Genomic DNA, 22,805 nt, shown 5'->3' with positions numbered 1-22,805 from the left:
GGAGTTTTCATGTCGTTGTCCAGTGGGCTGATCGCCGTGGTCGCCCTGGCCTATATGGCCATCATGTTCGCCATCGCCTTTTACGGCGACCGACGCAGCACACCGTTGCCGCCGAAGCTGCGTGCCTGGGTGTACAGCCTGTCGCTGGCCGTCTACTGCACCAGCTGGACCTTCTTCGGTGCCGTCGGCCAGGCTGCCGAACAGCTCTGGGCATTCCTGCCGATCTACCTGGGCCCAGTGCTGCTGCTGATCTTCGCACCCTGGGTGCTGCAGAAGATGGTGCTGATCAGCAAGCAGCAGAACATCACCTCGATCGCCGACTTCATTGCCGCACGCTACGGCAAATCGCAGACCCTGGCCGTGGTGGTGGCGCTGATCTGCCTGGTCGGCGTGCTGCCCTACATCGCCTTGCAGCTCAAAGGCATCGTGCTGGGCGTCAACCTGCTGATCGGCGCCAACGCCGACGCCACAGGCACCCGCGTGCAGGACACTGCGCTGGTGGTATCGCTGGTGCTGGCACTGTTCGCCATTGTCTTCGGCACGCGCAGCCTGGACGTGACCGAGCACCACCGCGGCATGGTCCTGGCGATCGCTTTCGAGTCATTGATCAAGCTGTTGGCGTTCCTGGCCGTGGGCATCTTCGTGGTGTTCAACCTGTACGACGGCTTTGACGACCTGTTCAGCCAGGCGCGCCAGTCGATCCAGCTGGAAAGCTACTGGCAGGAGACCATCAACTGGCCGTCGATGGTGGTGCAAACCGCGGTGGCCATGATGGCGATCATCTGCCTGCCACGGCAGTTCCATGTCACCGTGGTGGAGAACATCGAACCGCAGGACATGCGCCTGGCCCGCTGGGTGTTCCCGATGTACCTGGTGCTGGCTGCGCTGTTCGTGGTGCCAATCGCCCTGGCCGGGCAGATGCTGCTGCCGGGCACGGTGATGTCCGACTCGTTCGTCATCAGCCTGCCGCTGGCCGAAGCCCACCCGAGCCTGGCCCTGCTGGCCTTCATCGGTGGCGCCTCGGCGGCCACTGGCATGGTCATCGTCGAAGCCGTGGCGCTGTCGACCATGGTCTCCAACGACATGCTGCTGCCCTGGCTGCTGCGCCGCAACAATGCCGAGCGCCCGTTCGAAGCGTTCCGCCATTGGATGCTCTCGGTACGCCGGGTGACCATCGTGGTGATCCTGCTGCTGGCCTATGTCAGCTATCGCCTGCTCGGTTCGACCGCGAGCCTGGCGACCATCGGCCAGATCGCCTTCGCCGCCGTGACTCAGCTCACCCCGGCCATGCTCGGCGCGCTGTACTGGAAGCAAGCCAACCGGCGCGGCGTGTTCGCCGGCCTCGCCGCCGGCATCTTCCTGTGGTTCTACACCCTGGTGCTGCCGATTGCCGCCCATAGCGTGGGTTGGTCGCTCGAACTGTTCCCGGGCCTGGCGTGGCTGCATGGCAACCCGCTGAACCTGCCAATCAGCCCATTGACCCAAGGCGTGGTGCTGTCGCTGGCGGGTAACTTCACCTTGTTTGCCTGGGTGTCGGTGCTGTCGCGCACGCGGGTGTCAGAGCACTGGCAGGCTGGCCGCTTCATCGGCCAGCAGACCAGCGCCCGCCCTAGCAGCAAACCGCTGCTGGCGGTGCAGATCGATGACCTGCTGACCCTGGCCTCGCGCTTCGTCGGCGAAGAACGTGCGCGGCAGAGCTTCATCCGCTTCGCCTACCGCCAGGGCAAAGGCTTCAACCCCAACCAGAACGCCGACGGTGACTGGATCGAGCACACCGAACGCTTGCTCGCCGGGGTGCTCGGCACGTCGTCGACCCGAGCCGTGGTCAAGGCCGCCATCGAAGGCCGCGACATGCAGCTTGAAGACGTGGTGCGCATCGCCGACGAAGCCAGCGAAGTGCTGCAGTTCAACCGTGCGCTGCTGCAAGGGGCTATCGAGAACATCAACCAGGGCATCAGCGTGGTCGACCAGAACCTGCACCTGGTGGCCTGGAACCGCCGCTACCTGGAGCTGTTCAACTACCCCGACGGGCTGATCAGCGTTGGCCGGCCGATTGCCGACATCATCCGCTACAACGCCGAGCGCGGGCTGTGCGGCCCGGGCGAGGCGCAGGTTCACGTGGCGCGGCGCCTGCACTGGATGCGCCAAGGCCGCGCGCATTCCTCCGAGCGGCTGTTCCCCAACGGCCGGGTCATCGAGCTGATCGGCAACCCGATGCCCGGTGGCGGCTTCGTCATGAGCTTCACCGACATCACCCCGTTCCGCGAAGCCGAACAGGCGCTGCGCGATGCTAACGAGAGCCTGGAGCAGCGGGTGGCGGAGCGTACCCATGAGCTGTCGCAGCTCAACCAGGCACTGTCCGAAGCCAAGAGCCAGGCCGAGGCAGTGAGCAAGTCCAAGACCCGCTTCCTGGCCGCAGTCAGCCACGACCTGATGCAACCACTGAACGCCGCGCGGCTGTTCTCCGCCGCCCTGTCGCAACAGGCCGAGGGCATGAACGAGGAGGCCCAGCAACTGGTGCAGCACATGGACAGCTCGCTGCGCTCGGCCGAAGAGCTGATCAGCGACCTGCTGGACATCTCGCGCCTGGAGAACAACAAGATCACCCCGGACGCCAAGCCGTTCGCCCTCAACGAGCTGTTCGACACCCTGGGCGCCGAGTTCAAGGTACTGGCCGCCGAGAAAGGGCTGGAGTTCCGCCTGCGCGGCAGCCGCCTGCGGGTCGACAGCGACATGAAGTTGCTGCGCCGCGTGCTGCAGAACTTCCTGACCAACGCCCTGCGCTATGGCAAAAGCCCGATTCTGCTGGGTGCCCGCCGCCAGGGCGAACGCCTGTGGCTGGAAGTGTGGGACCGCGGCCCGGGGATCGCCGACAACAAGCTGCAAGAGATTTTCCAAGAGTTCAAACGCCTGGACAGCCACCAGACCCGTGCCGAAAAAGGCCTGGGCCTGGGCCTGGCCATCGCCGACGGCCTGTGCCGGGTACTGGGTCATAGCCTGGAAGTGCGCTCATGGCCCGGCAAAGGCACGGTGTTCCGCGTCAGCGTCCCGATCGCCCGCCAGGCGGCGCCCGCGCCCAGCGCGCCGGCGGAGCAGACGGGCCAACCGCTGGCCGGGCTGCAGGTGCTGTGCATCGACAATGAAGACAGCATCCTGATTGGCATGAACAGCCTGCTCAGCCGTTGGGGCTGCCAGGTCTGGACCGCCCGCAACCGCGCCGAATGCGAGGCCTTGCTGGCCAACGGTATGCGCCCACACTTGGCGCTGGTGGACTACCACCTGGACGACGGCGAAACCGGCACCGAGCTGATGGGCTGGCTACGCGCCCGGCTGGGCGAGCCGGTGCCTGGGGTGGTGATCAGCGCCGACGGCAGCAAAGAGACCATCGCCCTGGTGCATGCCTCAGGCCTGGACTACCTGGCCAAGCCGGTCAAGCCGGCAGCCTTGCGCGCCCTGCTCAATCGGCATCTGAGCCTGGTTCAGTAACCGCTTCGTCCGGCAGGGCTTCATCGGACAGCGCCCGCTCCAGCAAGTCTGCCGGCAGGCTCTTGCTGGCACGGGCACCCAAGAGCTTGAGCTGCTCACTGCGGCTGACCAGGTTGCCACGCCCTTCGCACAGTTTGTTGCGCGCTGCGGCGTAGGCCTTGTCCACCTGCTGCAAGCGGTTGCCCAGCTCGTCCAGGTCTTGGATGAACAGCACGAACTTGTCATACAGCCAGCCGGCGCGCTCGGCGATCTCGCGGGCGTTCTGGCCTTGGCGTTCCTGCTTCCACAAGCTGTCGATCACCCTCAGTGTGGCCAGCAGCGTGGTCGGGCTGACAATCACGATGTGCCGGTCGAAGGCTTCCTGGAACAGGTTGGGCTCGGCCTGCAAGGCCGCCGAAAAAGCGGCCTCGATGGGCACGAACAGCAGGACGAAATCCAGGCTGTGCAGGCCTTCGAGGCGGTTGTAGTCCTTGCTTGACAGGCCTTTGACGTGGCTGCGCAACGACTGCACATGCTGCTTGAGCGCGGCCTCGTCATTGCTGCCGACAAACTGCTGGTAAGCCGTGAGGCTGACCTTGGCGTCGACCACGACCTGCTTGTCGCCGGGCAACATGATCAGTACATCGGGCTGAAAACGCTCGCCATCGGCGCTCTTCAGGCTGACCTGGGTCTGGTATTCGCGACCCTTTTCCAGGCCCGCGTGCTCCAGTACCCGCTCCAGGATTATCTCGCCCCAGTTGCCTTGGGTTTTCTGGCCCTTGAGGGCCTGGGTGAGGTTGGTGGCTTCGTCGGACAGGCGCTGGTTAAGCTGCTGCAAGCGCTCCAGTTCCTTGCCCAGGGAGAAACGCTCGCGTGACTCCTGCTGGTAACTTTCCTCGACGCGCTTCTCAAAGGCCTGGATGCGGTCCTTGAGCGGGTCGAGCAGTTGGCCCAGGTGCTGCTGGCTGGTCTGGGCAAAGCGTTGCTCGCGCTCGTCGAAGATTTTCGTGGCCAGGTCGGAGAACTGGGCGCGCAGGGTGTCGCGGGCCTCTTGCAGGTCTTCCAGGCGTTGTTGGTGGTTTTCCTGCTGCTCGCGCAGCTCCGCCTCCAGGCGTGCGCCTTGGGCTTCCAGGCGGCGCAGTTCGGCTTCACGGTTGGCGCGTTCGAGGCTCCAGGCGTGGGCGGCATCGCGGGCATTGTCGCGGTCGATCTGCAGCAACTCCAGCTCACGGCCCTGGGCTGCCAGCTGGGCTTGCTTGACGGTGTTGGCTTCGCTGAGGTCGCTGACTTCGTCGCGGCTGGCGTCCAGTTGCGCCTGCAACCCGGCCAGGGACAACTGGGCAGCGTTAAGGCGCTCTTCGAGCAGGGCTTGTTCACCCTGCCGGGCGCCCTGGCGACGCTGCACCTGCATGACCCACACCAGGCAGGGCAACGCACCTGCCACCAAGCCCAGCAGAATGCTGGCCAGATCCACTGTCATGGTTACCCCGATCGAACATGATGAATGCTGCGCAGCTTATCAGCCTGGGAACTGGCCTTGCGCCTTTTCACGCGTCACCATCAACCGGAAAACCACTGCCCCAGCAGCCGCCGCGCTTCCTGCGAGCCCTGCGCAGCGGCCAGCTCCAGCCAGTAGCGGGCTTGGTCCGGCTCGTTGGCCTGGCACAACCGGGCATATTCCAGCTGTGCGCGGCGATCACCGGCGCGGGCAGCCTGGCGCAGCAGCTCGTGGCCGATACGCCGGTCGCGGGCATTGCCGCAATCACGGCACAGCATCTGCCCCAGCCGGCTCTGGGCCACCACCACGCCTTGGCGCGCAGGCTGTTTCAGCAAGCGGCCTGCCAAATGCTTGACCTGAGGCTTGTCACCCAGGCGCGGGCTGTCGAGCAGCCACAGGGCCACTTTCAGGGAGAAGCGTTTGGGTGGATGCACTGAGGAGGCGTCAGCAGGGTTGGCGAGGTGTTTACCGCGAAACTTCATGAGCAACAGGCAAGGTGACTCGAAAGGCGCGCCACTCTACTCCATTTTTTCTGGCATGGCCTGTCGATTTCTGGAGGATTGAAAAAAAATTTCGATGATCTTTTCTTGACGTTTTCGAGTGGATGACCAACCGGTCTAGCGGCGCCCGAAGATTGTCCGACAGTTCCCTGGGTTGCTGGCACACCCGTCCTAGAGCAAGCGCTTGGGACAATCCACAGTTCCTGTGGATAACTCGGTGGACAACCCCCTCCAGCAGCCCTTAAACCCCCGTAAAATGGGGCCTCCAGTCAAACTGACGATTTTTTCACCAGCTAAAATTAGTGTTTTTTTTCATTGACTTAACTCACCAGTCAAGGCATTGGCGACGCTGTAGAGGGCTGTTGCGGGTGTGTTACAGCGTGCGCGCCAAATGTGAACAACTGCCCCTCACGCCTTCATATGGGTGCACAAAAACAGCACATCCTCGGTAATGACAGCCCTTTGCCCCCCTTCCCAGCCCGCGAAAGAAGCGCCATACTGCTCGGCTAGCCTGGGCAGGTGCACAAACACTTGCCAAAGCACTTTATGTGCGGTAAGGTGCGCCTCGTTAGTACCAAGCTGAAAGTCAATTCTGGCCAGAAGCGTCCTTGCAACGCTGCTCTCCCAAAAGCACGCATTGCTGAAACCAGGACCGGCCACACTCGATGATTCCCTCGCCAGCCATACGCTGCCCAAGCACGAATCACCTTGCAGATTGATCAGGATTCCACCCCGACGGCCTAGAACCTTGGCCCCGGCGTGCTGCCTGCCCTCTTAAGTACCTACCAGTCAGCCCAAGCGCCCACATTTGATTGCGCTCTCTCTGGCTGCTTTGTTCCAGTCAGGTTCGTTTCGTCCCTTAATAAAGGCGTCACTGGAACGTTTCTATCATGCACGGATCATACCCTCCGTGTTTAAAGCAGGAACCTCCAATAATATGCAAACTCATCCACACATTCAGGCTGCCATTGGCACCCTTTCCCAGGCCTTCTCGCCGTTGAAGTGCCTTATCGTTGCCCCTCGCAAGGGCAGCTTCAGCTTTACCCTGGTGGACGAACACGGCGTCGCCTGCCACACCGAACGCCTGTACCCTGAACAGTACAGCCGCAAGGAACCCCTGCAGGCAGTGATCGCCCGGACCCGTCAGTCGCTCACCGCGTGAGCGGCGAATACGGCGGCATTCAGGCGCTGAATCTTTGCCCAGGTAGCCTGCCTGATCGTTCTTGGCGTAATTGCCCCATGGCATATAGCCTCGAACGTCAGGCAGCAATCGATTTAAAAACAGCTCTTTACACCACGATTATCACACTACACTTCAACTCGAGCGGTGCTAACCGCTTCCGGCGGGCCTGATCATTCACCAGCTGCCAAGCTCCAGCGCCCGTCCGGCCCTTACTTGCTCGAGGGCATCATGGGTATCGCGGCGAATGAATTGTGTCTGTATGTGATCCGACCCACCCTGGTCTACCTGGACCGCCACTGCCCTAGCGCTGAAGCCTTGCTACTTGGCATCGCCGCCAGCCAGTCGGCCCTCGGCTCAGCCTTGCACGACCGGCGTGGCCATGGCCTCTACCGCATCGGCGAAACCCGTCACCAGGCGCTCTGGGACGAGTATCTCGCCCGCGACCCTGACCTCGCCAGCCTGGTCCGCGGCCTGGCCAGCCAACACGCCTTTCTTGGCGGTCCGCACCTGGAACTCACAGTAAACCTTCGCTATTCCACCGCCATCGCCTGGATGCTGGTCGAGGCGCAAGCCACGCCCCTGCCTGCCGCTGACGACTTGCTGGGCCTGGCACGCATCTGGCGCCAGGTTTTCCACCCTCAGGGTCGCCTGCGCGACTTCACCCACGCCTGGCATACCTGCATAGATCAGAGATTGCCTCAGGCATCTTAAGAAACGCCCTACAGCTTTACCGGAAAAAATGGAATTTTGGTCGGATTGTCCTACAAAACCGCTCTATCTCCTGTGATTGAGGCTATAGCGCGGCGGGCAATTTGTTGGTAGCTTTTCGCCCCGGAGATCCCAAGGAGTTTCTAATAATGAAAAAAGTAATGCTCAAAACCTCCCTCGGTGTAGCCGTTGCGCTTGCTTCCAGCCAACTGCTCGCCAGCGGCTTTGCCCTGAACGAACAGAGCATCAGCAGCATGGGGACAGGTTTCGCGGGACGTTCTTCTTCTGCCGAAGATGCCAGCACCGTGTTTGGCAACCCAGCCGGCATGTCCCGCCTCAAGCGCGAACAGATCACCGTGGGCGGCGCCGCCGTCATCGCCAAGTCCGATATCTCGGGCCGTGGCAGCAACCTCGGGGGGGAAACCGATGGTGACATGGTGCCTGTCGTTGGCGTACCCATGGGCTACTACGTCAAGCCGATCGATGATCACTGGAGCGTCGGTTTCGGCGTCTACGTGCCCTTCGGCCTGGTGACCGACTACGGCAGCGACGATGCTGCTCGCTACTGGGGCAAAAAGAGCCACGTCGAGGTGGTGACCTTCCAGCCAACCGTCAGCTACGCCTTCAACGACAAGGTTTCGATCGGTTTCGGTCCAACCATCAACCGCATCAAGGGTGAACTGGGCTCGAGCCTGATCAACCCGTTCAGCCCTGGCCGCAACGACGGCGAAGTGAAGATCAAGGGCGATGACACCGCCGTGGGCTACAACATCGGTATCCTGGTCCAGGCCACCGACAGCACCCGCGTCGGCCTGACCTACCACTCGATGGTCGACTACAAGCTCGAAGGCAAGACCCGCGTCAGCACCCCGCTGATCGGGCCGTTCAACGGCAACAAGTTCGATGCCACCCTGAAGATCAAGACGCCTGAGTCTGTCGATCTTTCGGTCACCCACGAACTCGACGACCAGTGGACCCTGTACGCAGGCAGCACCTGGACCCGTTGGAGCCGCCTGGAAGACATCACCGTGCAGAACGATGTGCCGGCACCGCTGGCAGGTTCGGCATTCCAGACCATCACCGAAGAGCAGAACTGGCACGACACTTGGGCACACGCCATTGGCGCGTCCTACAAGGTCAACAAGGAGTGGGTACTGCGTACCGGCTTCACCGTCGACCAGTCGCCGACCAACAACCACGACCGTTCACCGCGCATCCCGACTGGCGATCGCAAGGTGTTCAGCCTGGGTGCCGGTTGGAGCCCAAGCGAAGACATGACCATCGACGTGGCGTATTCCTACCTGTGGGAAGAGGACACCAAGGTCAACCAGGTCAGCGCGACCAAAGGCAGCTACCAGGCCAAGTACGAAAACAGCGCTCACGGCGTCGGTGCATCCCTCACCTACCGCTTCTGAGTCGCACCCGCAGTATGGAAAACCGCCCTCGTGGCGGTTTTTTCATGCCTGGATCTTCCAGCTGTCACCCAGGCATTCATGGAGGTAGTCCATGAATGCACGCACCTTCACGGTCATGGCAAAACGATCTGCCAGGCACAGGTAGATATCCATGGGCTCGGTTTGGGCATAGGCCTGGCCGTTGTCGCTGTATTCGAACACAGGCACCAGCGCGCCGGACGCCAGGTACGGCCGCACGATGAACTCAGCCAGCCGCGTGATGCCGCCATCGTGCAGGGCCATCTGCGTCAGGGCGTCGATATCGTCACTGATCAGCACGGTGCCGAAATCCGCGTCAAAACGCAGCCCGTCGCGCATGAAGCCCCACCGCAGGAAGCGGCCGTCGACCGGATAGCGGAACACCAGGCAGCGGTGCTCGCGCAACACCTCGGGCGTGGCAGGCACTCCGGCGCTTGCCAGGTAACCGGGAGAGGCGCAGCAGATGAACGGAATACGGGCAATGTGCCTCGCCAGCAGGTGGTCCTCCAGCTGCGGGGCGATGCGCAGGCTGACATCAACGTCCTCGCGTGCATGATTGACCCGTCGATCAGTCGTTACCAACTCTATCGAAAGCTGGGGGTATCGGGCACTGAATGCCGGAATCAAGGGCGCCAGCACATGGCGACCGAAAGCCGAGGTGGAGGCGATGCAGAGGCGGCCCTGGGGCTCGCTGTCGGGAGTGGTGACGGCCAGTTCGGCCTGGGCAAGGTCTCGGTCCACCTGCCTGACCCGCTCGTAGTAGAGCGTGCCGGCGGGGGTCAAAGCCATGCTGCGCGTGGTGCGGGTGAGCAAGCGCACCTGCAGATGCGCTTCGAGGCGTGCGAGGTTCTGGCTCACCGCCGCCGGGCTGAGCCCCAGGCTGCGCGCACCGGCAGCGATGCTGCCGGCCTCGACCACCTTGATGAAGCTGCGGATGGCATTGAGCAAGTCCATGTCGAGCCCTTGGGATTCGTAAGAATCTCTTTATAAAGAACTCAATGACGATGGTCTACAGCCCTGCCACCGACGATTGCTAACCTGCGCCTCCACTCAACTTTCTGGAGTTCGCATGAGCAACCTGTCCCCTACGCGCAGCCGGCGCAAACTGCGCCCCAGTGCCACACCGTACGTGTTCGCCTTCTACATGTCGTCGATCATGGCGTTATTGATGTGCTTCGTGATCACTGCGGCCAACGCCGGGGTGAACCCGCAGTATCTGAGCAACGTATTGAAGGCCTACCAACTGGCCATGCCGGTAGCGTTCCTCTGCGTGCTGATGGTCAGGCCGGTGGTGCTACGGCTGGTGGCGATTACCGTTCACCCCCATTAAAAGCCCCCCTTTGTAGGAGCAGCCTTGTGCTGCGAAGAGGCCGGTACAGGCAACTGACATAGCCAATACCTGCACCGGCCTCTTCGCAGCACAAGGCTGCTCCTACAAAAAAAGCGGCACTATGGCTGCGATGCGATGGCCTTCTCGATCGCCGTCCTGAAGGCCGGGTCGTCCGGCTTGGTCAGGCTAGAGAAGCTGCCAATCACCTTGCCCTTGCGGTCCACTACGTATTTGTAGAAATTCCACTTCGGCGCATTGCTCTGGCTCGCCAGCTCGCTGAACAGCGGGATCGCATTCTTGCCACGCACCGACTGGGCCTTGGTCATGGTGAAGGTCACCCCGTAATTGGCGTAGCAGACCTTGGCAATCTTCTCGCTGTCGGCGTCTTCCTGCTTGAAATCATTAGAGGGCACACCGAGCATCTCCAAACCCTGCTCGTGGTACTCCTTATACGTCGCCTCAAGCCCCTCGAACTGCGGCGCAAACCCGCAATAGCTGGCGGTGTTGACCACCACCAGCGGCTTGCCGGCAAAGCGCTGGCACAGATCAACCTGCCCTTTGCCACGCAGTTCGGGCAAGCTGCCCTGCAACAAGGCCGGGCAATCCGCAGCCCAGCTCGACGTGGCGGCAAGCAGGGCCAGCACAGGCACCGTCAACCAATGTGCACGCATCGTTCGTTTCTCCCGCAAGACAATCCTTGAACTTGCAGGGTAGCGCTTAACAAACCCCCATGCCCAGTTGCATCAACGCCAACCCACCCTGGTGCCACCCCCACCACACCAGCGCCAGCAGCACGATCGCGGCAACGGCGAGCAAGCCTTGGGCCAGGTAGCGCTTCATGCGGCCTGGGCCTGCAGGCGGGCGACCGGGCGTTCACGCACCGGCCAGTTGAGGGCGGCGGCCAGTAGGCTGAGCAGGATCGAAATCTGCCAGACCAAGTCGTAGTTGCCCGTGCGGTCGTAGACCACCCCGCCCAACCAGCCGCCCAGGAAGGCGCCCAACTGGTGGAAGAGGAACACGATGCCGCCCAGCATCGACAGGTTGCGCACACCAAACAGTGTCGCCACTGTGCCGTTGGTCAACGGGACGGTAGAGAGCCACAGCAGGCCCATGGCGATGCCGAACAGGTAGGCGCTGAATTGGGTGACAGGCGCCCAGAGGAACAACACGATCACGACTGCGCGGAGCAGATAAAGCCCTGTAAGCAGGCGCGGCTTGGACATGCGCCCGCCCAGCCAGCCGGCGGTGAAGGTGCCGACAATGTTGAACAGGCCCACCAGTGCCAACACCGTGGTGCCCGTGGTCGCAGCCAGGTGTTGGTCGACCAGGTAGGCCGGCAGGTGCACGCCGATGAACACCACCTGGAACCCGCAGACGAAAAAGCCCAGCGCCAGCAGCCAGAACCCGGTATGCGAGCAGGCTTCACGCAGGGCCTGGCCCAAGGTCTGTTCGGCGCCATGGCTGGGCAGCGGGCGGTCACGCAACAGGCCGACGAGGGGCACGATCAATGCCACCATCAGGCCCAGGACCAGCAACGCGGCGGACCAGCCCAGCCATTCGATCAAGCCAAGGGTGCCGGGCAGCATGGCGAACTGGCCGAATGAACCGGCCGCACTCGCAATCCCCATCGCCATGCTGCGTTTGTCGGCCGGCACTGCGCGCCCAACCACACCCAGGATGACCGAGAACGAGGTGCCGGAAAGGCCGATGCCAATCAGCAGGCCGGCGCTCAACGACAGCGACCAGGCGGAGTCGGCCATCCCCATGAACATCAACCCGGCGGCGTAGAGAATGCCACCGATGATCACTACCCGCGCCGCGCCCACACGGTCAGCCAAGGCACCGGCGAACGGTTGTGCCAGCCCCCAGATGAGGTTCTGCAACGCGATGGCGAAGGCAAACACACCACGCCCCCAGCCAAAGTCGGCGCTCATCGGCGCCAGGAACAGGCCAAAGCCGTGTCGCACACCCAAGGACAGCGCCAGTATCAACGCTGCGCCCACAAGCACCCACCCGCTGGTTCGCCACACCGAAGTCATTGTCGTTATCTCCAGCACATCGCAAGGTTTGCGGGTATATACCCGCTTATAGTCGCATCAGCTCAAGCCAGTTGTTCCAGCAAGCGCACCAATTCGTCACGCTGCCCAACGCCCAGGCGCTCGACCAGCAACCCTTGGGCCTGCTCCCAGGCCGGGTAAGCCGCTTGCAACAGCGTTTTGCCGGCTTCGGTCAGCAGCACCACGCGGTTGCGCTGGTCGTCGCCGTCAGCCAAGGCCACCAGGCCATCGGCTTCGAGCACCCGCAGGTTGCGCCCCAAGGTGCTGCGTTCGAGGCCCATGGCCTCGGCCAAGGTGGTGATGCTTGGGCGGTCAAGCCGCTGCAAGTGCCGCAATAGGGAAAACTGGGCGACATTGATGCCGAAGCCGGCAAGGGCCTCGTCATAATGCCGGCTCACCCCGCGGGCGGCACGACGCAGATGGGTACAGATGCATTCACTGGTCAGCATGGATACGTGTATATACCCGCATCATGAGTGTTGCAAGAGTTTTCAGCCAATGCGCACGTTACTCGAGACTCAGACGCTTGCGGATGGGCTCGAATTCCGCAGTGGGTCTACGTACCAAAGGGTCAGGCGCGCCCTGCTCGATGGCTTGCCAGTAACGCCATGGCACCTTGGCAGCCCCGAGCTCGTAGTCCATGCCATCCCAACTATCCTCACGAAAGCTGTAGAACGCCCAATGCAACTGGTTGCTGTCCAGCACAGTGAGCACATCTTCCAGATAGCGCCGACAGCCAGGTAACCGACGCATGCAACCAAACTCCCCCACAACCAGACGAGAACGCGGCACCTTCATCGCGTCGCTCCAGGCCAGCGGTTGCTGCAGGTACTGCTGCACACGCTGGCTATCCCACTGCTGCGTCTGCCCAGCGTATGGCGCAGGGCCTGGATAGCTGATGGGCTGCTTGCGCGACATGTTCGGCGCACTGGTAGCGGAATAGGGTTCATACATGTGCACGCTGTACAGCACCCGCTTATCGGCCAACGGCGCAGGCCAGTAAACAAAGGCATCTGCGGCAGCATACCAGCCCGCATCGACCATGATCGGTGTCCGCGGGTCCTGCTCACGGATTGCTGCTACTAATTGCCCATACAGCGCAGGCAGGTCCCTCGGGCCACCCTGCGCTTGCACATACCACTGCTTCATGCGCCCAGGCGCGGCATGTTCGGCCAAGCCACCCTGTTTTTCGGGAGCGGGCTCATTGATAAGGTTGTAGGCCGCGATGGCGGGATGGTCCTTCAACTCACGCGCCAGGTCCCGCCAGAACAGGGCTGCCTGTGACCAGTAGCGTTTGTCTTGCCAGAGGCGATCGTCGAACCGGCCTTGATTATTCTGCGACCAGCGCATGCCGGGTAGAGAGAGTGGGGCGATGACTACCTTGAGACCAGCGCGGTGAGCACGGTCCAGGGCTGCACGCAACTGCGCCAGATCGGCCGCAGGCAGACCTTGATAGTCATCCGCGTCACCTAACAGGAAGTCACGCTGCTCCGGTTGCCATTTGTCATAGGACAGCCGCACCCAGGTAGCACCATAGGCACGCAAGGCATCAAAGTAGGCTTGGTCCGGGGGCAGCCGGTTGAAGCTGTTGCCGCCATGGCGGGGCGTATCCCAAAAGCTGATCAGATCCGCGGCGGTAACTGGCAAGGTGAGACAAATGATCAGGCTGGCAAACATCCAATGGCGCATGCGGAGCCTCCTCGGCCGCGTGGAAGGGAGGCCGAGGATAAACCCGAGTCGTTGATGTTCGTAGGTGCGGTAACGTTGCTGGACGTGTCTTGACCCTGCAAAGGCCATTCAGAAACCCAAGGCCAACCCCAGCACCACGGTCAGTTCCAGCAATTCGAGCATCGCCCCGGCGGTGTCACCGGTCGTACCGCCCAGGCGCCGACACATGAGGCGCCGCAACCAGGCGAACACTGCCACGGCTGCAACCAGCCCCCAGACCGCGCCCCAACCGCTCACGGCAAGGCACAGGGCTGCACTGGCGAGCAATACCCACCCGGCAGCAGCACGCGGCAGATGTTCGGCCAGCGCTTGCCCCAGGCCACCGGGGCGTACGTATGGCGTACAGAGGAACAGGCCCAGCATCGCCGCGCGCCCCACCACCGGCGCCAGCAGCAGCTCAAGCCCTACCCCACGCTCGACCAGTACCCACAACGCACAGAACTTCAGCAACAGCACCAGCATCAGGGTGACCACGGCAATCGGCCCGCTACGCGGGTCTTTCATGATCTGCAGGGTGCGCTCACGATCTCCGAAACCGCCCAGCCAGGCGTCGGCGCTGTCAGCCAGACCATCCAGATGCAAGGCGCCACTGAGCAGCACCCACACCGTCAGCAGCAAAGCAGCATGAAGCGGCGCTGGCGTGCCCTGCAGCAGAATGCTGGCCAGCCACAGCAGCAGGCCGAACAGTAGCCCGACCAGTGGGTAGCACAACAGCGAGCGGCCTACTTGCTGCGGCGCCGGCATGCCCGGCAAACGCACCGGCAGGCTGCTGAGAAACTGCAGGGCAATCCAGAACGGCAGCATGTCAGTGCGCCTCGCCCAATTGACCGTCGTCACGCAGCACCAGGCGCACCAATGCGCCGTGGGCAACTTCCACCTGCAGCAACTGCTCCCGGGGCAGGCCACGTGCACGGGCCAGCAACAGGCGCATCACCCCGCCGTGGGTGACCAGCAGCACGCGCTTGCCGGCATGCTGCTGGCTCAAGCGCTCGACGCCCGCCAGTACACGCTCGGCAAACGCACTGACCGGTTCGCCATTGGGCGGGGTATAGCCATAAGGGTCGGCCCAGAAGCGCCCCAGCGCATCGGCCTGATCTTCCATGATCTGGGCCGCGCTGCGGCCTTCCCAGTCACCGAAATGCAGCTCCTGCAAAGCGGCCTCACGCTGTACCGGCAGGTGCAGGCGTGCACCCAGCTCATCGGCAAAACGCGCACAGCGCTGCAGCGGCGAACTGACCAGCACCTGCCACGGGCCCGCTTCGGCGACCGCGCTGCGCATCTGCGCCCAGCCCTTTTCAGTCAGGGCATCATCAAGGCTGCCACGCAGGCCGCCCTGCTCCGTTTCGCCGTGGCGCAACAGGTCGAGGATCATGCCGGGCGGTCCGCCACGGCCGCTTCGGCAAACGTCGCCATCTGGCCGTGCAGCGCGCAGGCCAGGCGCAACAAGGGGACCGCAAGGGCGGCACCGCTGCCCTCGCCCAGGCGCAGGCCCAGCGCCAGCAACGGCTCGGCCTGCAACGCTTCGAGCAAGGCCTTGTGCCCTGGCTCCGCGCCCTGGTGGGCAAACAGCAGCCATGCCCGGCATTGCGGGTTGAGGCGTACCGCCACCAGCGCAGCAACGCTGCAGATAAAACCGTCCACCAGCACCGCGACGCCCTCCTGCGCGCAGGCGATGTAAGCGCCCGCCAAGGCGGCGATCTCGAAACCGCCGACACAGGCCAGCGCCTGCAGCGGGTCGTCAGCACGCAGGCCATGCAGGATCAGCGCACGCTCGATGACTTCGGCTTTGTGCCGCACACCGGCGTTGTCCAGGCCAGTGCCTGGGCCGCTCAACTCACGCGCTGGGCAGCCCAGCAAGTTACTGGCCAGGGCGGCGGCAGCGGTCGTGTTGCCAATGCCCATTTCGCCACCGATGAACAACTGCGCGCCCTGTTCGGCGGCCCGCAACGCGCTGTCGCGGCCGGCCTGCAAGGCGGACTGCAACTGAGGCTCGGTCATCGCCGGCTGGCGGGCGAAGTTGGCGGTGCCGGCGCCCAGGTGCAGATGCCGCACACCGGGCAGCGCCAGGCTGGCGTCGATGGTGCCGAGGTCGACCACTTCCAGGCTGGCTTGCAGCTGGCGCGCCAACACGCTGATCGCCGCGCCGCCGCCAACGAAGTTGCGCAGCATTTGCCCGGTCACGGCTTGCGGGTAGGCCGAAATGCCCTCCTCTACCACACCGTGGTCACCGGCGAAGATCGTGATCGCCAGTTGGTCCACCGTTGGCCGCTCACGGCCTTGCAGGGCCGCCAGGTGCACGGCCAGGCCTTCCAGTTGGCCGAGCGAACCGGCAGGTTTGGTCAGCTGTTGCTGACGGGCGCGGGCCTGGTCCATGGCGGCGTTGTCGAGGGGTTGGCAGGCATCACGCCACCAGGCTTGAGTCATAGTGCAGGTCCTTTGAGCATAAGGGGCAGGCCAGCCACGGTCAGCACCACGCGCTGACAGCGTTCGGCAACGGCCTGGTGTAGCCAGCCGGCCTGGTCGACATAACGCCGAGTCAGTTCACCCATGGGCACCACGCCCAGGCCGGTTTCGTTGCTGACCAAGATAACCGTGCCGGGCAACTGCGCCAGGCAGTCGAGCAGCGCGTCGCGCTCCTCGGCCAGGCGCTGGTCGTTGTCGAGCATCAGCAGGTTGGTCAGCCACAGGGTCAGGCAATCCACCAACAGGCAGCGCCCTTCGGCCGCTTCGCGGCGCAGCACCGCCGCCAGTGCCAGGGGTTCTTCGATCAACCCCCAGTCAGCGGGCCGGCGTTGGCGATGCAAGCGCACGCGTTCGTTCATTTCGCCGTCCAGCGGCTCGCTGGTGGCGATGTAGGTGACCGGCAGGCCGCTGTCGCTGGCCAGCTGTTCGGCCAGGCGGCTCTTGCCGGAACGGGCGCCGCCGAGGATCAGGTTGAGCATTTCAGGCGACTCCACACAGCGTGCGCAGGTGCGCGGTGTCCAGGTGTTTTTCCACCAGGTCCGCCAGGCGTTCGATGTCACGCTCGCGCAGGGCCTGGTAGTCGAGGGTCTGGGCATCGGCCAGCCCCGCCCAGCGCAGCAACGCGGCGCACGACTGGCTGCCTTCGAACAGGCCATGCAGGTAGGTGGCGAGGATCTGCCCATCGGCGCTGATGGCGCCGTCACAGCGGCCATCGTCCAGCTGCACGGCGGGGCGTTCCAGGGCCGGGCCCTGGGTGACGCCGGCATGGATCTCGTAGCCAGAAACCGGCGCGTTTTCCAGGGTCACGGTACCGGCAACGTTGCGCAGTTGCTTGTCGGCCTCCAGTACCGTGGCGTAGTCCAGCAGGCCCAGCCCAGGGCTGGAGCCCGCCGGCCCTTCCAGGCCCAGCGGGTCGTGCACCTGAGCCCCGAGCATCTGCAGGCCGCCGCAGATGCCGATGAGCTTGCCGCCATAGCGCAAGTGGCGGGCAATGGCGGTATCCCAGCCCCGCTCGCGCAGTTGCGCCAGGTCGCCACGCACGCTTTTCGAGCCAGGCAGGATGATCAGGTCGGCAGGCGGTATCGGCTGGCCGGGCCCGATGAACTGCAAATCCACTTGCGGATGCAGGCGCAGCGGGTCGAAGTCGGTGTGGTTGCTGATGCGCGGCAGCACCGGCACGATCACCTTCAGCACGCGCTCCCCTTTGGCCACCTGGCGTACATCGATGCCGTCCTCGGCCTCCAGGTGCAGGTCGGTGACATACGGCAACACGCCCAGCACCGGCTTGCCGGTACGCGCTTCGAGCCAGTCCAGCCCAGGCTGCAGCAAGGCGATGTCACCGCGGAAGCGGTTGATGACGAAGCCTTTGACCCGCGCCTGTTCACTCGGCGACAGCAGCTCCAGCGTGCCCACCAGGTGAGCGAACACCCCACCGCGGTTGATGTCGGCCACCAGGATCACCGGGCAGTCGACCGCTTCGGCAAAGCCCATGTTGGCGATGTCGCCGGCACGCAGGTTGATCTCTGCCGGCGAGCCCGCACCTTCGACCATCACCACCGGGTACGCGGCGCTCAGACGCTGGTGCGACGCCAGCACCGCTTGCATGGCGATGGCCTTGTAGTCGTGATAAGCCACTGCATTCATGCTGGTGACCGCGCGACCGTGGATGATCACCTGGGCGCCAGTGTCGCTGTTGGGCTTGAGCAGCACCGGGTTCATGTCGGTGTGCGGCGCCAGCCGGCAAGCCTGGGCCTGCACAGCCTGGGCCCGGCCGATTTCGCCACCGTCGGCGGTCACTGCGCTGTTCAGCGCCATGTTCTGCGGCTTGAACGGCACCACGCCGACACCCTGGCGCAACAGCCACCGGCACAGCGCGGTCACCAGCGTGCTTTTGCCGGCATCGGAGGTGGTGCCTTGCACCATGAGCGTGGTCATGCCGTTTCCTTTTGATAGTCGGTCAGGGCCTGGGCCAGGCGCTGCTCGTCCGCCGCACTGGCAGGCAAGCCCAGGCGCACGGCGGCGGGCTGCTCGAACAGGCGCACCAGAATGCCGCGCCGAGCAAGAAAGTCATGCAAGTGCGCGGCACGCTCGCTGCGCACGTACTGGAACAGGTCGCAGCCGCCGCTCGGCGCCAGCCCAGTGCTGTGCAACAACGCAGCGAGGCGCTGGCTGCTGGCGGCGCAGCGCTCGATCTGCACCTGGTGGGCAACGTGGTCGGCAAAGCAGGCTTGGGCCAGCACCCGCGTGGGGCCGCTGACAGTCCAAGGGCCGAGCAACTCAGCCAGCCGCTGCAGTACGCTGGGCTCAGCCGCAACAACCCCCAAACGCACACCGGCCAGGCCAAAAAACTTGCCGAACGAGCGCAGCACGATCAGGCCAGGCCGTTCGGCGCAGTCGACCACGCTATGGGCAGGCGTGTTGTCCATGAACGCCTCGTCGACCACCAGCCAGCCCCCATGCGCCGCCAGTCGCCCATGCCAGTCAAGCAGGCGCTCCCGGCTGACCTGGCGGCCGGTCGGGTTGTTGGGGTTGACCAGCACCAGCACATCGAGGCTGTCGAGCGCGCCTTCCACCTGGGCTTCATCCAGTTCGACCAATGTGTGCCCTGCCCGTTGCCAGGCATACGGGTGCTCGGCATAGCATGGGGTCAACACACCGACCCGGCCCGCCGGGCGCAGCAATGGCAAGGCCTGGATCGCGGCCTGCGAGCCAGCCACCGCCAACAGCTGGCGGGTGCCGTAATACTGCCGAGCGGCTTCTTCCAGGCCGTCTTCGGTCTCTGGCAGGCGCGCCCAGGCGTCGAGTGGAATCGGCGGGATCGGGTAAGGCCAAGGGGCAATGCCGCTGGACAGGTCGAGCCAATGTTCACGCGCGATCCCGTAGTGACGCACCGCACGCAGCAGACGACCACCGTGTTCAAGCATTCCAGTAAGCTCCCAGGCAAATCAGCAGTACCCACAGCCACACGCCCCGCTGCACCAGGCTCCAGCCGCGCTCGATGGCATCGGCATCGGCCATTGGCCCTTCGCCCAGGCGCGGCCGCTCATGCAGTTCACCGTGATACACCGCCGGGCCGCCCAGCTCGACCCCCAGCGCGCCGGCACCTGCCGCCATCACGGGGCCGGCGTTGGGGCTGTCCCACAGGGGCCCCTGGTTGCGCCAGCAGGCCAGGGCCAGGCGGGTTTTGCCAAGCAGCGCGTAGGTCAGCGCCACCAGCCTTGCGGGAACATAGTTGAGCACATCGTCGATGCGTGCCGCGCACCAGCCAAACCGCTCGAAGCGTTCGTTGCGATAGCCCCACATGGCATCCAGGGTATTACTCAAGCGGTACAACACCACGCCAGGCGCGCCCGCCACCACGAACCAGAACAGCGCGGCGAACACCGCATCGCTGCCGTTTTCCAGCACTGACTCGGTGGCCGCCCTGGCCACGGCGGGCTCGTCCAGCTCGCGGGTTTCACGGCTGACCAAGTAACCGACCCGCCGCCGCGCCTCTTCCAGGTCACCCTGGCGCAATGCGTTCGCCACCGGCAGCACGTGCTCGCCGAGGCTACGCAGACCCAACGCGCAGTACAGCGCCAGCACGTCGACCAGCCAGCCGATGTACGGCAGCCAGGACAGGATCAGTGCAACCAGGGTCAGCGGCACCACCGCGAGGAACCAGGCGCTCACGCCGTGGCTGCGCCAACCGCGCCCTCCAGCATTCAGGCGACGCTCCAGGTTGGCGGCCATGTTGCCGAACGCCACCAGTGGATGACGCCGCTGCGGCTCGCCCAGCAAGGCATCCAGGGCCACCCCGGCCACGGTCAGCAAGGCAACGCTCATGGCTGCTCCCCCCATTGGTTGTGATACAGCAGGTCACTCAAGGGGCGTTCTTCTGCCCAGTTTTCCAGCACCAGCATCGGTGCCGGGTAAAATTCGGCCACAGGCCCCAGGCACAGCACCGCCACCGGCTTGGCCCCCGCCGGCATGCCCAGCAGTTCGGCCAATGCCACGGGGTCGAACAGCGATACCCAGCCCATCCCCAGGCCCTCGGCACGCGCCGCCAGCCACAGGTTCTGGATAGCGCAGGCCAGCGAGGCGAGGTCCATTTCCGGCAAGGTGCGGCGGCCAAAGATGTGCGGTTCGCGCTGGTCCATCAACGCGGCCACCAGCAGTTCAGCGCAATCGTTGATGCCTTCGACCTTGAGCGTCATGAACGCATCGGCGCGTTCGCCCAGTGCATCGGCCGTGCGCAGCCGCTCTTCTTCGACCAACGCCTGGATGCGCGCGCGCAGGTCGCGCTGGGTGATGCGGATGAACCGCCAGGGCTGCATCAGCCCGACGCTCGGTGCCTGATGCGCCGCGGCCAACAGGCGGGCGAGCAGCGCCGGGGCCACCTCGCCACCGGCAAAATGGCGCATGTCGCGGCGTTCGCCGATGGCCCGGTACAGCGCGGCGCGTTCGGCGTCGCTGAAAGCGTGTTCGCTCATGGTCGCAACAGCGCCGCCGCCGCGTCCGGGTTGGAGGGGAAGTAGAAGTGCACGTAGGAAGCCGTCAGGCGGCCCAGGCGATACACCGCCTCGTTGCCACGCCCGCCATTAGGGCTCAGCCCCCGGGCGATCGGCGTCAGCTCGGTGTTGGTGAGCGAGTGATGGTAGGTGTGGCCACGCAGGGTGCCTTCGGGCAGTTCCACTGCCTGCAGGGCCAGTGCGGCCAGGCGCTTCTGCATGGTCGCCTCGCCCGTCAGCAAGCCGAGCAGTTCGGCACGCTCGCCCGCTACATCGGTCAGTGCGTCGAGCAGGTAAAGCATGCCGCCACACTCGGCCAGCAATGGCTTGCCCTGGGCATGATGATCACGGATCGCCGCGCACATCGGCGTGTTGGCCGCCAGTGCGTGGTGGTGCAGTTCCGGGTAGCCGCCCGGCAAGTACAGGCTGTCCACATCGGGCAGTTCGCGGTCGTGCAGCGGCGAGAAGAACACCAGCTGCGCGCCGAGGTTGCGCAGCAGGTCGATATTGGCACCATAAAGGAAGGCGAACGCCTCGTCCCGCGCCACGCCAATGCGCACACCGGCCAATGAAGCGGCGGCCGGCTGCGGTTCCGGCTCGGCAAACGCCACGGGCGGTGGTAAAGCGGCATCGCAACTGGCGCCCAGCGCTTCGGCCGCAGCATCCAGGCGGGCATCCAGGTCGTTCAGCTCGCTGGCCTGGACCAAGCCCAGGTGGCGGCTGGGCAGCTCGATACCGCGCTCACGTGACAGGCCGCCGTACCAGCGCAGCCCTTCGGTCAGGCTGCCTTCTAGCAACTGCGCATGGCGCAAGCTGCCGACCCGGTTAGCCAGCACGCCGGCGAATGGCAGGTCGGCCTGGTAACGCGCCAGCCCCAGGGCCAAGGCGCCAAAGGTCTGGGCCATGGCCGTGCCGTCGATCACCGCCAGCACCGGCACGCCGAAATGGCGCGCCAGGTCGGCGCTCGACGGGGTGCCGTCGAACAGGCCCATGACCCCTTCGATCAAAATCAGGTCGGCCTCAGCGGCTGCTTCCCACAGCAGGCGACGGCTTTCCTGCGCGCCGATCATCCACAGGTCGAGCTGGTAGACCGGTGCGCCGCTGGCACGCTCCAGGATCATCGGGTCGAGAAAATCAGGCCCACACTTGAACACCCGGACCTTACGCCCAAGGTTACGGTGCAGCCGGGCCAAGGCTGCGGTCACAGTGGTCTTGCCCTGGCCGGAAGCCGGCGCCGCGATCAACACGGCCGGGCAATGTCGCAGTTCACTCACAGTTCAACGCCCTTCTGCGCACGGATACCCGCCTGGAAGGCGTGCTTGAGCATGCCCATTTCGGTGACGGTATCGGCCAGTTCGATCATTTCAGGCTTGGCCGCGCGGCCGGTAACGATCACGTGCTGCATCGGCGGGCGGGCTTGGATGTCGGACAGCACTTGATCGAGGTCGAGGTAGCCATGCTTGAGCGCGATGTTCAGTTCATCGAGCACCACGAACTGCACGGTCGGGTCTTGCAGCAGCTGGCGCGACACGGCCCAGGCGGCTTCGGCAGCGGCGATGTCGCGCTGGCGGTCCTGGGTCTCCCAGGTGAAGCCCTCGCCCATCACGTGGTAGCGCACCTGCTCCGGGAAGCGCCGGAAGAACAGCTCTTCGCCGGTGCTGTTGCGGCCTTTGATGAACTGCACCACGCCGCACTGCATGCCGTGGCCCAGGGCGCGGGCGAGCATGCCGAAGGCCGAGCTGCTCTTGCCCTTGCCGTTGCCGGTCAGCACCAGCAACAGGCCGCATTCATTAGGGGAATTGGCGATGCGCTCGTCGATGACCGCCTTTTTGCGCTGCATGCGCGCCAGGTGGCGTTCGTCGCGTTCGGTGGGTTCGCTCATCAGGGTTCTCCGCAGGCTGACGCCACGCGAGAAGCGGCGACAGGTCGATAGGCAGGCAGACGGAGAAC

The 22,805-nt window shown here is 64.4% G+C and carries 23 protein-coding genes; 5 read left to right on the top strand and 18 right to left on the bottom strand.

Features of this window, described 5'->3' with window-relative positions; genetic code table 11:
* Positions 1–9 precede the first annotated feature (9 nt).
* Positions 10–3,486 (top strand): hybrid sensor histidine kinase/response regulator, encoded by a 3,477-nt coding sequence (locus tag ACMCNM_RS08545; protein ID WP_027595885.1) that lies wholly within the window; start codon positions 10–12, stop codon positions 3,484–3,486.
* On the opposite strand, the gene rmuC is transcribed toward ACMCNM_RS08545, so the two are convergent.
* Together rmuC and ACMCNM_RS08535 are read right to left on the bottom strand one after the other, a co-directional pair.
* On the bottom strand, positions 3,458–4,831 hold the full coding sequence (rmuC, locus tag ACMCNM_RS08540) for a DNA recombination protein RmuC (RefSeq protein WP_412765908.1): 1,374 nt from the start codon (positions 4,829–4,831) through the stop codon (positions 3,458–3,460). The genes ACMCNM_RS08545 and rmuC overlap by 29 nt on opposite strands.
* A gap of 194 nt (positions 4,832–5,025) precedes the next feature.
* Positions 5,026–5,445 carry a tetratricopeptide repeat protein gene (locus ACMCNM_RS08535; RefSeq protein WP_186702981.1) on the bottom strand — a complete coding sequence of 140 codons (420 nt, stop codon included), beginning with the start codon at positions 5,443–5,445 and terminating at the stop codon, positions 5,026–5,028.
* Positions 5,446–6,400: 955 nt separating this feature from the next.
* On the opposite strand from ACMCNM_RS08535, the gene ACMCNM_RS08530 reads away from it, so the two are divergent.
* The 3 genes from ACMCNM_RS08530 to ACMCNM_RS08520 all read left to right on the top strand — a co-directional run bounded on the left by ACMCNM_RS08530 (position 6,401) and on the right by ACMCNM_RS08520 (position 8,769).
* Positions 6,401–6,625, top strand: coding sequence for a hypothetical protein (locus ACMCNM_RS08530; protein ID WP_027595881.1), 225 nt, complete (start codon positions 6,401–6,403; stop codon positions 6,623–6,625).
* Positions 6,626–6,874: 249 nt separating this feature from the next.
* Complete coding sequence (locus ACMCNM_RS08525; protein ID WP_027595880.1) at positions 6,875–7,357, top strand: hypothetical protein; 483 nt, start codon at positions 6,875–6,877, stop codon at positions 7,355–7,357.
* A 146-nt stretch (positions 7,358–7,503) separates the two neighbouring features.
* Positions 7,504–8,769, top strand: a complete 1,266-nt coding sequence (locus ACMCNM_RS08520; protein WP_027595879.1) for an OmpP1/FadL family transporter — start codon at positions 7,504–7,506, stop codon at positions 8,767–8,769.
* Positions 8,770–8,811: 42 nt separating this feature from the next.
* On the opposite strand, the gene ACMCNM_RS08515 is transcribed toward ACMCNM_RS08520, so the two are convergent.
* Positions 8,812–9,741 (bottom strand): LysR family transcriptional regulator, encoded by a 930-nt coding sequence (locus ACMCNM_RS08515; RefSeq protein ID WP_412764208.1) that lies wholly within the window; start codon positions 9,739–9,741, stop codon positions 8,812–8,814.
* A 115-nt stretch (positions 9,742–9,856) separates the two neighbouring features.
* Between ACMCNM_RS08515 and ACMCNM_RS08510 the strand changes: the two genes are divergently transcribed.
* The gene (locus ACMCNM_RS08510) at positions 9,857–10,117 is read left to right on the top strand and encodes a DUF2798 domain-containing protein (RefSeq protein WP_027595877.1); all 261 of its coding nucleotides are present in this window, start codon (positions 9,857–9,859) and stop codon (positions 10,115–10,117) included.
* 119 nt (positions 10,118–10,236) lie between these two features.
* Here the strand turns inward: ACMCNM_RS08510 and ACMCNM_RS08505 are convergent, their stop codons facing one another.
* From ACMCNM_RS08505 to cobO, 15 genes are all read right to left on the bottom strand, one after another.
* Positions 10,237–10,788 (bottom strand): glutathione peroxidase, encoded by a 552-nt coding sequence (locus ACMCNM_RS08505; RefSeq protein ID WP_412764207.1) that lies wholly within the window; start codon positions 10,786–10,788, stop codon positions 10,237–10,239.
* A 46-nt stretch (positions 10,789–10,834) separates the two neighbouring features.
* Positions 10,835–10,957 (bottom strand): hypothetical protein, encoded by a 123-nt coding sequence (locus ACMCNM_RS08500; protein WP_258703717.1) that lies wholly within the window; start codon positions 10,955–10,957, stop codon positions 10,835–10,837.
* Positions 10,954–12,156, bottom strand: coding sequence for an MFS transporter (locus ACMCNM_RS08495; RefSeq protein ID WP_027595875.1), 1,203 nt, complete (start codon positions 12,154–12,156; stop codon positions 10,954–10,956). The genes ACMCNM_RS08500 and ACMCNM_RS08495 overlap by 4 nt, the downstream gene beginning before the upstream one ends.
* A 62-nt stretch (positions 12,157–12,218) precedes the next feature.
* Positions 12,219–12,623: a MarR family winged helix-turn-helix transcriptional regulator gene (locus ACMCNM_RS08490; protein ID WP_186676135.1), complete on the bottom strand. Its 405-nt coding sequence runs from the start codon at positions 12,621–12,623 to the stop codon at positions 12,219–12,221.
* Positions 12,624–12,681: 58 nt separating this feature from the next.
* On the bottom strand, positions 12,682–13,851 hold the full coding sequence (locus ACMCNM_RS08485) for a glycoside hydrolase family 5 protein (protein ID WP_412764206.1): 1,170 nt from the start codon (positions 13,849–13,851) through the stop codon (positions 12,682–12,684).
* 120 nt (positions 13,852–13,971) lie between these two features.
* A complete protein-coding gene (locus ACMCNM_RS08480) occupies positions 13,972–14,706 on the bottom strand; it encodes an adenosylcobinamide-GDP ribazoletransferase (RefSeq protein WP_186676122.1) in 735 nt (244 codons plus the stop codon).
* Between the two features lies 1 nt (position 14,707).
* Entirely contained in the window at positions 14,708–15,274 is a 567-nt protein-coding gene (cobC, locus tag ACMCNM_RS08475; RefSeq protein ID WP_027595872.1) for an alpha-ribazole phosphatase family protein, read from the bottom strand.
* Positions 15,271–16,326 carry a nicotinate-nucleotide--dimethylbenzimidazole phosphoribosyltransferase gene (gene cobT / locus ACMCNM_RS08470; RefSeq protein ID WP_412764205.1) on the bottom strand — a complete coding sequence of 352 codons (1,056 nt, stop codon included), beginning with the start codon at positions 16,324–16,326 and terminating at the stop codon, positions 15,271–15,273. The genes cobC and cobT overlap by 4 nt, the downstream gene beginning before the upstream one ends.
* A complete protein-coding gene (cobU, locus tag ACMCNM_RS08465) occupies positions 16,323–16,844 on the bottom strand; it encodes a bifunctional adenosylcobinamide kinase/adenosylcobinamide-phosphate guanylyltransferase (protein ID WP_099428517.1) in 522 nt (173 codons plus the stop codon). The genes cobT and cobU overlap by 4 nt, the downstream gene beginning before the upstream one ends.
* A gap of 1 nt (position 16,845) precedes the next feature.
* Positions 16,846–18,300 carry a cobyric acid synthase gene (locus ACMCNM_RS08460; protein ID WP_412764204.1) on the bottom strand — a complete coding sequence of 485 codons (1,455 nt, stop codon included), beginning with the start codon at positions 18,298–18,300 and terminating at the stop codon, positions 16,846–16,848.
* Positions 18,297–19,289 (bottom strand): threonine-phosphate decarboxylase CobD, encoded by a 993-nt coding sequence (gene cobD, locus ACMCNM_RS08455; RefSeq protein WP_186702976.1) that lies wholly within the window; start codon positions 19,287–19,289, stop codon positions 18,297–18,299. The genes ACMCNM_RS08460 and cobD overlap by 4 nt, the downstream gene beginning before the upstream one ends.
* The gene (gene cbiB / locus ACMCNM_RS08450; protein WP_186702975.1) at positions 19,282–20,190 is read right to left on the bottom strand and encodes an adenosylcobinamide-phosphate synthase CbiB; all 909 of its coding nucleotides are present in this window, start codon (positions 20,188–20,190) and stop codon (positions 19,282–19,284) included. The genes cobD and cbiB overlap by 8 nt, the downstream gene beginning before the upstream one ends.
* Positions 20,187–20,837, bottom strand: coding sequence for a 5,6-dimethylbenzimidazole synthase (bluB, locus tag ACMCNM_RS08445; protein WP_085272762.1), 651 nt, complete (start codon positions 20,835–20,837; stop codon positions 20,187–20,189). The genes cbiB and bluB overlap by 4 nt, the downstream gene beginning before the upstream one ends.
* Entirely contained in the window at positions 20,834–22,129 is a 1,296-nt protein-coding gene (locus ACMCNM_RS08440; protein WP_412764203.1) for a cobyrinate a,c-diamide synthase, read from the bottom strand. Before ACMCNM_RS08440 ends, bluB begins: the two co-directional genes overlap by 4 nt.
* Entirely contained in the window at positions 22,126–22,737 is a 612-nt protein-coding gene (gene cobO / locus ACMCNM_RS08435) for a cob(I)yrinic acid a,c-diamide adenosyltransferase (protein ID WP_027595864.1), read from the bottom strand. Before cobO ends, ACMCNM_RS08440 begins: the two co-directional genes overlap by 4 nt.
* Between the last annotated feature and the right edge of the window lie 68 nt (positions 22,738–22,805).

Origin of the sequence: Pseudomonas sp. NGC7 (assembly GCF_047159675.1) — a bacterium.
Lineage (GTDB): Bacteria > Pseudomonadota > Gammaproteobacteria > Pseudomonadales > Pseudomonadaceae > Aquipseudomonas > Aquipseudomonas kermanshahensis.
The sequence above is the reverse complement of the archived record's forward strand: the minus strand, read 5'-3'. Positions and strand labels throughout refer to the sequence as shown.

Bases quoted from the DNA above. Each gene is read 5' to 3' on its own strand.
- ACMCNM_RS08520 (WP_027595879.1), top strand. From the start codon at position 7,504: ATGAAAAAAGTAATGCTCAAAACCTCCCTCGGTGTAGCCGTTGCGCTT.
- ACMCNM_RS08485 (WP_412764206.1), bottom strand. From the start codon at position 13,851: ATGTTTGCCAGCCTGATCATTTGTCTCACCTTGCCAGTTACCGCCGCG.
- ACMCNM_RS08530 (WP_027595881.1), top strand. From the start codon at position 6,401: ATGCAAACTCATCCACACATTCAGGCTGCCATTGGCACCCTTTCCCAG.
- ACMCNM_RS08545 (WP_027595885.1), top strand. From the start codon at position 10: ATGTCGTTGTCCAGTGGGCTGATCGCCGTGGTCGCCCTGGCCTATATG.
- ACMCNM_RS08495 (WP_027595875.1), bottom strand. From the start codon at position 12,156: ATGACTTCGGTGTGGCGAACCAGCGGGTGGGTGCTTGTGGGCGCAGCG.
- ACMCNM_RS08505 (WP_412764207.1), bottom strand. From the start codon at position 10,788: ATGCGTGCACATTGGTTGACGGTGCCTGTGCTGGCCCTGCTTGCCGCC.
- cbiB (WP_186702975.1), bottom strand. From the start codon at position 20,190: ATGAGCGTTGCCTTGCTGACCGTGGCCGGGGTGGCCCTGGATGCCTTG.
- ACMCNM_RS08515 (WP_412764208.1), bottom strand. From the start codon at position 9,741: ATGGACTTGCTCAATGCCATCCGCAGCTTCATCAAGGTGGTCGAGGCC.
- ACMCNM_RS08525 (WP_027595880.1), top strand. From the start codon at position 6,875: ATGGGTATCGCGGCGAATGAATTGTGTCTGTATGTGATCCGACCCACC.
- bluB (WP_085272762.1), bottom strand. From the start codon at position 20,837: ATGAGCGAACACGCTTTCAGCGACGCCGAACGCGCCGCGCTGTACCGG.
- cobT (WP_412764205.1), bottom strand. From the start codon at position 16,326: ATGACTCAAGCCTGGTGGCGTGATGCCTGCCAACCCCTCGACAACGCC.
- cobC (WP_027595872.1), bottom strand. From the start codon at position 15,274: ATGATCCTCGACCTGTTGCGCCACGGCGAAACGGAGCAGGGCGGCCTG.
- ACMCNM_RS08510 (WP_027595877.1), top strand. From the start codon at position 9,857: ATGAGCAACCTGTCCCCTACGCGCAGCCGGCGCAAACTGCGCCCCAGT.
- ACMCNM_RS08500 (WP_258703717.1), bottom strand. From the start codon at position 10,957: ATGAAGCGCTACCTGGCCCAAGGCTTGCTCGCCGTTGCCGCGATCGTG.
- cobD (WP_186702976.1), bottom strand. From the start codon at position 19,289: ATGCTTGAACACGGTGGTCGTCTGCTGCGTGCGGTGCGTCACTACGGG.
- ACMCNM_RS08460 (WP_412764204.1), bottom strand. From the start codon at position 18,300: ATGACCACGCTCATGGTGCAAGGCACCACCTCCGATGCCGGCAAAAGC.
- ACMCNM_RS08480 (WP_186676122.1), bottom strand. From the start codon at position 14,706: ATGCTGCCGTTCTGGATTGCCCTGCAGTTTCTCAGCAGCCTGCCGGTG.
- cobO (WP_027595864.1), bottom strand. From the start codon at position 22,737: ATGAGCGAACCCACCGAACGCGACGAACGCCACCTGGCGCGCATGCAG.
- cobU (WP_099428517.1), bottom strand. From the start codon at position 16,844: ATGCTCAACCTGATCCTCGGCGGCGCCCGTTCCGGCAAGAGCCGCCTG.
- ACMCNM_RS08535 (WP_186702981.1), bottom strand. From the start codon at position 5,445: ATGAAGTTTCGCGGTAAACACCTCGCCAACCCTGCTGACGCCTCCTCA.
- ACMCNM_RS08490 (WP_186676135.1), bottom strand. From the start codon at position 12,623: ATGCTGACCAGTGAATGCATCTGTACCCATCTGCGTCGTGCCGCCCGC.